Below are 7994 nucleotides of genomic sequence, written 5' to 3'. Positions count from 1 at the left end.
GAATGCGGTAGTTGGCATCGAGAAGTACCGCATTCAGTGGACGAAACGCGAAGACGAAAGTGCGCATCGGATGAGCGGTTTGGCTGCCAGACTGAGCGCATGCGTGCCGATCGCCTGGTGGCCACCCTCCTGCTGATGCAGGCCCGGGGCCGCGTCACGGCTTCCGAACTGGCGGACGAACTCGAGATCTCCGTCGCCACGGCCCGGCGTGACCTCGAAGCGTTGTCCACGGCGGGTGTTCCGGTGTACCCGCAACCCGGCCGGGGTGGCGGGTGGTCGCTGATCGGCGGCGCGCGGACCGACCTCAGTGGACTGTCGGCCTCGGAGGCGCAGGCGTTGTTCCTGCTCGCGGGCCCGGCCGCGTCGATCTCGCCCGAGGTCAAATCCGCGCTGCGGAAGCTGGTCCGTGCCCTGCCGGACACCTTCCGGGCCGACGCGCGGGCCGCGGCGGACGCGGTCGTCGTCGATCCGTCAGGCTGGGGCGAGCGGGAAAAGGAACGCCCCGAACCGCTCACCGTGCTGCAGGCCGGGGTCGTCCGCCGCCGCAAAGTCCGCTTCGGCTACGCGAAGAAGGGCGCGGAACCGGTCGAGCGGGTCGTGGATCCGTGGGGGCTCGTCGACAAGGACGACGTCTGGTATCTCATCGCGGGCACCGAGAATGGCCAGCGGACCTTCCGTGCCGACCGCATGTCCGAGGTCACCGTGACCGACCTGCCCGCCGGACGGCCGGACGATTTCGAACTGTCGCGGGCGTGGGAGCAGGTGGTCGATCAGGTCGAGCAACACCGTTCCGGGCTGGACGCGACCGTGCTCATCGCCGAGCGGCATCTGCCGATCCTCCAGGACCACTTCGGACGGCAGGCGCACGTCGAGGAGACGCTCGACGACGGGCGTGTACGGGTGACGGTGTCGGCGCCGGTGGCGTGGATGATCGCCCAGCAGCTCGCCGGCTGGGGCTCGATGATCGACGTGCTGGGGCCGCCTTCGGTCCAGGAGGAATTGGCGCGGATCGGCGCGGAACTGGTCGAGCGTTACGCGACGCCGGTGCGGTAACCCTGCGGGCTGACGCCGTGCTCGCGTTTGAACGCGGTGCTGAGCGCGAACGAACTGCCGTAGCCGACCTGCCGTGCGACAGCGCCGATCGTCACGTCGGGATGCTGGCGCAGGAGATCCGCGGCGAGCGCGATACGCCAGCTCGCAAGGTAGGCCATCGGCGGTTCACCCACCGCCGCGGTGAACCGCCGGGCGAACGCGGCCCGGGAGACCCCGGTGTCGGCCGCGAGACTCGCCACGGTCCACGGTTCGGAAGGCTTGTGCTGCAACAGCTTCAGCGCTCGCCCGACGACAGGATCACTGTGCGCGCGATACCACGCGGGTGCCGCGGCACCAGGCCTGTCGAACCAGGTCCGCAGCGCGGCGACCAGGAGCAGATCCAGCACCCGGTCGAGAACGGCTTCCTGTCCCGGCGTGTCCTTGACGATCTCCCCGGCGAGCAGCGGCACGAGCGGGTTCTCCCATTCCTCGTCCCGCACGACCAGCATGGGCGGGAGCGCGTTGAGGAGCCGTTTGCTGATTTCGCCTTCCAGCGGGTACGTGCCGGTGAGCAGCACGACGGGGCCGTTCGGGTCGCTGCCCCAGGTGCGGACACCGAGGTCCGACAGTTCGGTGAGGTGCTGTCCGTCCGGGGTCAGGCACTCCTGTCCAGGCAGGATCATCGCCTGCGGCGGGGTGGCCGGATCGTCCGCGACGAGATACGGGTCCGGGCCCCGCGCGATGGCGATGTCACCGGTGCCGAGCCGGACGGGCTCCCCGCGATCGGGGATGACCCAGGACTCGCCGCGGACCTGTGCCATCACCGTCAGCGGCGCCTCGTCCTCGACACGCAACGACCACGGCGGGGTCATGACCGACTTCAGCAGGAACGCGCCGCGGGCGCGGGGTCCGTCGAGCAGACCGGCGAGAGGATCCATGCCGAGAAGTGTAGACGATGAAACATGGAAGAGAGCCTCTGAACTATGTTTCGTCTCATTCTGAGGCGCTTGACTAGTGCCATGACAAACACGAAGAACAACGAGACGGTCCTGGTCCTGGGTGCGACGGGCAAGACCGGGAGCCGGGTGGCGCAGCGACTGACCGATCTCGGGATCGATGTCCGAAAGGCTTCGCGGCCCGCTTTCGATTGGAACGACCGCTCGACCTGGACCGCCGCCGTCACCGGCATCGGCGCGGCCTACCTGACCTACTACCCGGACCTCGCCTTCCCCGGCGCGGCCGAGGCGATCCGCGACTTCTCGAAACTTGCCGTCGATCACGGTGTCCGGCGGCTGGTCCTGCTTTCCGGCCGCGGCGAAGAGGAAGCCGTGGTCAGCGAACAGGGTGTCCGGGACTCCGGTGCCGAGTGGACGGTCGTGCGGGCCAGCTGGTTCGCGCAGAACTTCAGCGAGCACTTCCTGCTGGAACCGGTGCTCGCCGGCGAGATCGTGCTGCCCGCGGGACAGGTGACCGAGCCGTTCATCGACGTCGAGGACATCGTCGACGTCGTCGTGACGGCACTGACCGCCGACGGGCACGACGGCCGGGTGTACGAGCTGACGGGACCCCGATTGCTGGGTTTCGCGGACGCGGCGGCCGAAATCGGCAAGGCTTCGGGGCGGGATGTCCGGTACGTTCCGGTTTCCGCGGCGGAGTTCGCGGCGGGAGCGGCCGAACAGGGCGTCCCGGAAGAGGAGATCGAAGGACTGACCGACCTGTTCACGCGAGTCCTCGACGGTCGGAACGAATCCCTCACCGATGACGTCGAGAAGGTGCTGGGCAGGCCCGCGAGGGACTTCTCCGACTACGCCGCGAAGGCCGCGGCCACTGGGGTCTGGAATCGATGAAGCAAGCTGCTATGAGAAGGGAGAAGACCGGAATGTCGACGCTGAGCGAGATCGTCCTGATCGCGGCCGTCATCGCGGCGGGATTGATCGCCGGCCTGTTCTACGCCTACACGTGCTCGGTCATGCCGGGGCTGGGGCGGGCCGACGCCCGGACGTATGTCACGGGGATGCGGGAGATCAACATCGCGATCCTCAACGGCTGGTTCGCACTCAGTTTCGGTGGCGCACCACTGCTCGCCGCGGCCGCCGCGGCGCTGCACTTCCGGTCGGAACTGCGGTCCGCGCTGCCGTGGATCATCGCGGGATTCGTCCTGCTGCTGGTGATGCTGATCGTGACCATGGCCATCAACGTGCCGCTGAACAACGCCCTCGAGGCCGGGTTCGACGGCGACAGCACCGACTTCGAGGCGCTGCGGTCGAAGTTCGAGGGTGTCTGGGAGCGGTGGAACCTGGTCCGGACCCTGGCCGCGATCGGCGGCTTCGGTGCCCTGGTGGGTGGGCTGATCGCGCACGTCCGCGCCTGATCCGCGCCCACTCCAGGTGTGTCATGAAAGGGTCGTTCAGGACAGAAAACGTCTTGAACGACCCTTTCATGACATCCGGAGGCGGTCAGGCCTCGAGAACCGCCCGAAGCCGCGGAGCGAACGACACGGCATCCACGGCGAAACCGACGTGGTCACCGGGGAAGCGGGTCGGTTCGACTCCGAGACGACCGGCGGCGAGCACCGCTGCTTCGTGAGCGGGCTGCCCGGCCGAGTCCTCCCCGACACCGACGACGATCCGGGTCCCGGACGCCCGCAGCGTCTCGTAGTCCGGCGTGAAGTCCCCGATCGCCTTCATCAGGTGGACGATGAAGAACTCGAAGTTCTTGCGCATCTCCGGTGAGACACCGCCGCCCGCGAACCCGGCTTCGGCCATGAACTTCCCGATCGCCGCCTCGATGCCGCGATCCTGGTAAATGTGCAGAAGCTCGTCGGGATCGATGCCGGGCTGTCCGTCCAGCAGATCCGTCAGCGGCGGCTCGTGCGCGATGAGCGCACACACCCGCCCGGGGTGGCGGGTGACGAGGTCGAAGGCCTGCATGCACCCGGCGCTGGACGCGAAGACGATCGCGGGTTCGTCGCTCACGCTGTCGAGCAGGCGCAGCGCGTCGTCGGCGTGGACCTCGATCCGTTGCTTTTCATCAGGATCGTCGAGGACGCTACGGGAGATCCCGCGCGGGTCGTAGGTGATCACCGTGCAGTGCTCCCCGAGCAGCCCTGTGATCGGGGCGAACACGCCGGAATCCGAAGCCCCGCCTGGAATACACAGCAGCGCCGGGCCGCTGCCGGTGACGGTGTGGTGGAGCCGGGCGCCGGGGACGTCGAGCGTGGCCATGAGCTGACCCTTTCGTTTTCGGTTCCTGTCGCCCACCGACGAACGGCGTCCCCGCGAACAGACACCCCGTGTCAGGAGAATTCGGCGAGTTTCCGCGACAGGTAGGCGCGTTCGGCGTCGGTACCGGCCAGCGCGAGCGCCTCGCGGTAGGCGTCGGCGGCCTCGTCGAAACGGTCGAGACGCCGGAGCAGGTCCGCACGGGTCGCGGGCAACAGGTGGTAGCCGGGGAGGGTGCCGTCCGAGGTGAGCCGGTCGGCCAGGTCGAGCCCAGCCTCGGGGCCTTCGGCCATCGCGACGGCGACCGCCCGGTTCAACTCGACGACGGGTGAGGGCACGAACCGCAGCAGCTCGCCATAGAGGGCGGCGATCTGGGCCCAGTCGGTGTCGGAAGCGCGGGCCGCCGTCGCGTGACAGGCGGCGATGGCGGCCTGGATCTGGTACTGCCCCGGGACTCCGTAGCGGAGCGCGGTCTCCAGCAACTCGGTGCCTTCGGCGATCGCGGTGGTGTTCCAGCCGTCGCGGTCCTGGTCTTCGAGGGACACGAGCGTGCCCTCGTCGTCGATCCGCGTGGCCCGGCGGGCGTCGTGCAGGAGAAGCAGTGCCAAGAGGCCGAGGACCTCCGGTTCGCCGGGCATCAGTCCGGCGAGGATCCGGGCGAGCCTGATGGCCTCGGCGGACAGGTCGGGCCGCAGCAGATCGGTGCCCGCGCTGGCCGAGTATCCCTCGTTGAACAGCAGATACAGCATCCCCAGTACCGCGGCCGTGCGTTCGGGCAGCAGATCCGACGGCGGGACCCGGTACGGGATACCGGCGGTGCGGATCTTCCGTTTCACCCGGACCAGGCGCTGCGACATCGTCGTCTCGGAAACGAGGAAGGCGCGGGCGATTTCGGCGGTGGTGAGCCCGGCCAGAGTCCGCAGCGCGAGCGCGATCTGGCCCTCCAGCGGTAGCGCGGGATGGCAGCAGGTGAAGATCAGCCGGAGCCGGTCGTCGTGGACGCCGCTCTCGTCCCACTCCGGTTCGGCGGCGGAGGTCAGCTCCGCGGCTTCTCGCAGTTTCTCCGCGCCGACCGCCTCTCGCCGAATCCTGTCGATGGCCCGGTTGCGCGCTGCCGTGGTCAGCCAAGCGCCGGGTTTCGCCGGGACACCGTCGCGGGGCCAGGTGCGCAGCGCGAGCGCGAACGCCTCCTGGACGCATTCCTCGGCCAGGTCCCAATCGCCGGTGACGCGGATCAGGGTGGCGATCACCTGGCCCGACTCCTCACGGAACGCCCGGGTGATCGCGGTGCCGAGGTCGGTGGTCACCGGAGCGGCAGTCCTTCCAGCAGCGGAACGATCTTCTCCGGCGACGGGTACGCGGTGACCTGGTCCCGTAGCCGCGCCGCGGCTTCCCGGTAGGACGATTCCCGCAGCACCGACGACACGGCCTCACGGACGTCCTCCGGTGTCGCGTCGATGACGTCGAGGACCGTGCCGAGCCCGAGTTCGGTGACGCGGTCGCCGTTGTGGGGCTGGTCGGCGCCCATCGGCAGCACCACCATCGGCAATCCGTGTGCGATCGCGCCCAGCAGGCTGCCCGAACCGCCGTGGGTGACGACCGCGTCGCAGTACGGGAGGACGTCATCCTGCGGCAGGTACTTGGCGAGGTGGATGTGCTCTGGCTGCCGGCCGAACTCCGCGGGGTCGACGAGGTTCCCGACGGTCACCACGCAGGTCGCGTCGACATTCCGCAGCCCGGCCAGCACCCGGGCGAACAGGTCGCCGGATTCGGTGTTGAAGATCGTGCCGAGGGTGAAGTAGACCGTCGGGCGGCCCTCGACGTACCACTCCGGTGCCGCGCGGCGACCGGGGACGGGGGTGTGGAAGAACTGCGCGGTCGGCGGCAGCGGGAACCGGGGATCGCGGAAGCCTTCAGGGAACGGGGAGAGCACGAGATGGCGGTACGCCAGGTCGAGGTTCCGTTGCGGGACGAGGCCGTGGGCGGCGCGGACCTCGTTGAGCGCCTCGTCCACGAGGTCGGGGCGGACGAGAGCTCCGGCGGCCATGACCAGGACGGTGACGTGGGGGAGACCGAGCTTTTCGGCGGCGATCATCGGGCCGTGATCCGCCTCGTCGTTGACGAGGAGGTCCGGTGCCCAGTGTTCGCAGAGCGCCAGCACGTCGTCCGCACGCAGAGGTGCGGTGCGGCGGACGAAACCGTCGCGAAAGTCGGCGTCCTCCCGGTCCCGGTCGACGGGGAGCAGCGGCCGGCGCGTGCCGTCGCTGCCGAGGTTCGGACCCGACGGGAACGCGGTGAACCCGGCCGCTTCGACGATCGGGACCATCAGCGGCTCGCCGGTGAACGCGATCGTGTGACCCGCGTCGGTGAGGGCATGGGCGAGGGGGACGAGCGGCCGGAAGTGACCGTTGCCGCCGGCGAAGGTGAACAGGATACGCACAAGGTCGACCCTATCGGCGGTTCTCCCGGCGCTACCCTGCAGTCGTGATTGATACGGACTCCGACGAGGTACGGCTGTGTGCGCTGGAAGGCTGTGAGAATCCCCTGCCCCCGCCCGCGGTGGACGCCGAGGGCAAACGCAAGGGCGGACGGCCTTCGGCCTACTGCGGCAAGACGCATGCCGACGCCGCGTCGCGGGCCCGGCGCGCGGCCGCGGTGGCGAGCGTGGCGGACCCGCTGCTCGAGGTCCGCCGGATCGCGGACGAGTTCACCCCGACCGCGACGTCGCTCGTGGATCTGCTGGGTGCGATGCACTCACGGTTCGACGCCGCCGACGACGCCGCGCTGGGCCGGGTCACTGAAGCCGAGTCCGAGGCGGCCACCGCGAGGCGTGAAGCCGAAGACGCCCAGCAGGCGGCCGCGAAGGCCGACACGGCGCGCGCGGCCGCGCTGGCCGCGTCACGAGACGACAAGCTGGCCAAGGCGAAAGCGGAACGCACCGCCGAACAAGCCTTGAAGGACGCGGAGGAGACCCGCCAGCGGGCGTGGAACGAGATCGCCGCCCACGAACGTGCCCGAGGCGCCGCGGAAGCCGCGACCGTGGCGGCCGAACGCGCCCGCGACACCCTGACCGCCGAACTTCGGACGCTGCGCGCGGATTTCGCGGCCCTCCGGGACGAAAAGGCCAGGCTGACAGCGGATTTGGGTGAGCGCGACACCGCGCTGGCGCGCGCCGTGGCCGAACTCGAAGCCTCGCTGGAACGGCTCGGTGAAGCGAAGGCACGGGTGACGGTGTCCGAAAAGGACTGTGCCGCCGTCCGAGCCGATCTCGCGAAGGAGCACACCGCCCGCAGCCTGGCCGAAGCGCGGGTGTCGGCGCTGGGTGAAGAACTGGAGCGCGCCCGGGCGCGAGCGGTGGCTGATCAGGCGCGGTACGACGAGGTCGTCCGGCAGCTGGCCGGACTCGCGCGTCCTCCCGCCACCGACGAAGCAGTGGTCGTCGAGGGGCCTCCGGCGACCTGGTGAGTCAGGCGTCGGCTGGGTGGTCGTGATCGAGGGGTAAGTCAGTCGTGTCAGGCCGGTGACTGTGTCCCGAGCGCCACGCTTGGGACGCTCATCGTCACGAGCGTGGCGCTCGTGACGTGCTGCCCTGGCGATCGGTACGGCACATGTGAGGTAGGCGGTGCCGAAGCGTTCGCCGGGAGCCGACGATTTTTGAATTTGGGCGTTGTGCGTCCCCAATACGACAACCTCACAAAGGTTGCCCCGCCCCCCGGGTTTTACCCCCGACTGCGCCCACCC

General features: G+C 69.4%; 8 protein-coding genes. 4 read left to right on the top strand and 4 right to left on the bottom strand.

The window, feature by feature from the left end:
- The first annotated feature begins 99 nt into the window (after window positions 1–99).
- Window positions 100–1053, top strand: a complete 954-nt coding sequence (locus ACFWMR_RS41740; RefSeq protein WP_378382399.1) for a helix-turn-helix transcriptional regulator — start codon at window positions 100–102, stop codon at window positions 1051–1053.
- Here the strand turns inward: ACFWMR_RS41740 and ACFWMR_RS41735 are convergent.
- Window positions 1032–1970, bottom strand: coding sequence for an AraC family transcriptional regulator (locus ACFWMR_RS41735; protein ID WP_378382398.1), 939 nt, complete (start codon window positions 1968–1970; stop codon window positions 1032–1034). The genes ACFWMR_RS41740 and ACFWMR_RS41735 overlap by 22 nt on opposite strands.
- An 81-nt stretch (window positions 1971–2051) precedes the next feature.
- On the opposite strand from ACFWMR_RS41735, the gene ACFWMR_RS41730 reads away from it, so the two are divergent.
- Window positions 2052–2879 carry an NmrA family transcriptional regulator gene (locus tag ACFWMR_RS41730; protein ID WP_378382397.1) on the top strand — a complete coding sequence of 276 codons (828 nt, stop codon included), beginning with the start codon at window positions 2052–2054 and terminating at the stop codon, window positions 2877–2879.
- Between the two features lie 32 nt (window positions 2880–2911).
- The gene (locus ACFWMR_RS41725; RefSeq protein ID WP_378279128.1) at window positions 2912–3403 is read left to right on the top strand and encodes an anthrone oxygenase family protein; all 492 of its coding nucleotides are present in this window, start codon (window positions 2912–2914) and stop codon (window positions 3401–3403) included.
- 85 nt (window positions 3404–3488) lie between these two features.
- On the opposite strand, the gene ACFWMR_RS41720 is transcribed toward ACFWMR_RS41725, so the two are convergent.
- The 3 genes from ACFWMR_RS41720 to ACFWMR_RS41710 form a co-directional block, all read right to left on the bottom strand.
- The gene (locus tag ACFWMR_RS41720; protein WP_378382396.1) at window positions 3489–4256 is read right to left on the bottom strand and encodes an alpha/beta fold hydrolase; all 768 of its coding nucleotides are present in this window, start codon (window positions 4254–4256) and stop codon (window positions 3489–3491) included.
- Window positions 4257–4327: 71 nt separating this feature from the next.
- Window positions 4328–5560, bottom strand: coding sequence for an RNA polymerase sigma factor (locus ACFWMR_RS41715; protein ID WP_378382395.1), 1233 nt, complete (start codon window positions 5558–5560; stop codon window positions 4328–4330).
- Window positions 5557–6693 (bottom strand): glycosyltransferase, encoded by a 1137-nt coding sequence (locus tag ACFWMR_RS41710; RefSeq protein ID WP_378382394.1) that lies wholly within the window; start codon window positions 6691–6693, stop codon window positions 5557–5559. The genes ACFWMR_RS41715 and ACFWMR_RS41710 overlap by 4 nt, the downstream gene beginning before the upstream one ends.
- A gap of 44 nt (window positions 6694–6737) precedes the next feature.
- Between ACFWMR_RS41710 and ACFWMR_RS41705 the strand changes: the two genes are divergently transcribed.
- Window positions 6738–7718 (top strand): hypothetical protein, encoded by a 981-nt coding sequence (locus tag ACFWMR_RS41705; protein WP_378382393.1) that lies wholly within the window; start codon window positions 6738–6740, stop codon window positions 7716–7718.
- Window positions 7719–7994: the final 276 nt, after the last annotated feature.

This window comes from Amycolatopsis thailandensis, from assembly GCF_042723255.1.
Classification (GTDB): domain Bacteria; phylum Actinomycetota; class Actinomycetes; order Mycobacteriales; family Pseudonocardiaceae; genus Amycolatopsis; species Amycolatopsis thailandensis.
This window is presented reverse-complemented; position numbering and strand designations above follow the sequence as displayed.

Bases quoted from the DNA above. Each gene is read 5' to 3' on its own strand.
- ACFWMR_RS41740 (WP_378382399.1), top strand. From the start codon at position 100: ATGCGTGCCGATCGCCTGGTGGCCACCCTCCTGCTGATGCAGGCCCGG.
- ACFWMR_RS41735 (WP_378382398.1), bottom strand. From the start codon at position 1,970: ATGGATCCTCTCGCCGGTCTGCTCGACGGACCCCGCGCCCGCGGCGCG.
- ACFWMR_RS41730 (WP_378382397.1), top strand. From the start codon at position 2,052: ATGACAAACACGAAGAACAACGAGACGGTCCTGGTCCTGGGTGCGACG.
- ACFWMR_RS41725 (WP_378279128.1), top strand. From the start codon at position 2,912: ATGTCGACGCTGAGCGAGATCGTCCTGATCGCGGCCGTCATCGCGGCG.
- ACFWMR_RS41720 (WP_378382396.1), bottom strand. From the start codon at position 4,256: ATGGCCACGCTCGACGTCCCCGGCGCCCGGCTCCACCACACCGTCACC.